The sequence below is a fragment of the Agromyces binzhouensis genome (assembly GCF_004135055.1).
In the GTDB taxonomy this organism is placed as follows: domain Bacteria; phylum Actinomycetota; class Actinomycetes; order Actinomycetales; family Microbacteriaceae; genus Agromyces; species Agromyces binzhouensis.
The window spans coordinates 1-1,570 of sequence record NZ_SDPL01000561.1; the positions used below are offsets into that span (position 1 = coordinate 1).

General features: G+C 73.1%; 2 protein-coding genes. One reads left to right on the forward strand and one right to left on the reverse strand.

Features of this window, described 5'->3' with window-relative positions; translation table 11 throughout:
• Positions 1-558: 558 nt before the first annotated feature.
• Positions 559-1,278 carry a pyridoxamine 5'-phosphate oxidase family protein gene (locus tag ESO86_RS16705; protein WP_129235933.1) on the reverse strand — a complete coding sequence of 240 codons (720 nt, stop codon included), beginning with the start codon at positions 1,276-1,278 and terminating at the stop codon, positions 559-561.
• A gap of 77 nt (positions 1,279-1,355) precedes the next feature.
• Here ESO86_RS16705 and ESO86_RS16710 point away from each other — a divergent pair.
• Positions 1,356-1,570, forward strand: a 215-nt coding sequence (locus tag ESO86_RS16710; RefSeq protein WP_165308214.1) for a GntR family transcriptional regulator, incomplete at its 3' end; no start/stop codon positions are given.

Consider the following 1,570-nt stretch of genomic DNA (forward strand, 5'->3'; position numbering starts at 1 on the left):
CACGGACGCGACGCGCGCTGCGACCGACGGCCGGCGACTCGGCCTCGCGCTCGGCCGCGGCCTGCGCGTGCGCGATCCGCTGCTCGGCGCCGAGGAGGTTCACCTCGTGCACCTGCTGTGCGACGAATCCTGCTGAGTAGTCCATGGTCTCCTCCTGGTCCGGCTGATGATCCGAGACTCCTCCCTGAGGTGGTCCGGGTTCATCGGGAGATGTCCCTATTTCCGTGGTGCGGGGCCGCTGAGGCGACCTCAGGGCCCCGCTCGGTCGGATGCGGATGTCCGGGTCGATCCGACCTCAGTGCGACAGGGTGGGCATGCGGTGGTAGCCGTCCCTGCGGAACTGGATCACCGACGCGATCACGGCCCCAGCCGTGACGAGCCCGAGCACGAGCAGCGTTGCGAACATCACGCACCTCCTTCCGTATCGTCTGCGTGGTCTCTTCCGGCTCACCGCGACCGGTCGCGGACCGGTGCGATGGCATGATGGTGCTCCCTGAGGAGGCGGGCGCCCATCGGCGGATCGGCGTATCTCCGCGGGCCGCCCCGCCCTGAGGCACCTCAGGCGGCCGATTCGGACGCCTCGTCGAGCGTGGCCGCCGGCGAGGATCGCGTCGCCAGCGCGAGCACCGAATCCGGGACGGGCGTGCCCTCAGGGGTCAGCCCCGAGGCGATCGGCGCCCCCCAGCGCCGTTCGAGCGGCACGACGCCCGCCCAGGACGCGTGGTCCTCGCCGTCGCCCTCCTCCTCCGACGGACCGCCGCTCCGCTGCTTCATGACCACGTCGTCGAGCGCCAGGCGGAGCACGCGCGTCGCGGCGACCTCCTTGCGGCGCATGCCCCGCACCTCGGCCGTGCGGCCCGGCATGAGCCGCTCGGACAACGCGAGCAGCGCGGCATCCGCCTCGTCGTCGGGCACCGTCTCGAGAACCCCCTGCACGGTCGCGCTGCGGTAGTTCATCGAGCTGTCGAACAGCGATCGCGCGTAGACGAGGCCGTCGACCGCCGTCACGGCGAAGGCGACGGGCGTGCGAGCGGATGCCGCGCGGAGCGCGAACCCGCCCCCGGTGGAGCCGTGCAGCACGAGGTGCTCGCCGACGCGCGCGTAGCCCATCGGGACGACGACCGGCACGCCGCCGGCGACGACCGCCAGGTGCCCGACGAGCTCGGCATCGAGGAGCTCGTGGAGGGCGAAGCGGTCGACCGTCTCGCGGTCGGGCAGGCGGCGGATGCGGCGGGCGGGAGCGCCGGGGCCGGCGCCGGGGCTCTGGGCGGTGGTCATGCGACCAGTGTGCGCGTGCGGCTGGTATGGTGAGCAGACCAGTTCTCGTTCACTCGACCAGTCCAGTGGGAGATGCGATGGACGGACCGCTCCTCACGATCGACCGCGGCGACGACCGCCCGCTCGGCGTGCAGCTCGTCGACGGGCTCCGGCGCGGCATCCTCGCCGGGATGCTGCGGACCGGCGACCCGCTGCCCTCGACGAGGTCGCTCGCCGCCGAGCTCGGCGTCGCACGCAGCTCGGTCGTCGCCGCCTACGACCAGCTCGCCGGCGAGGGCTACCTCGAGGTGCG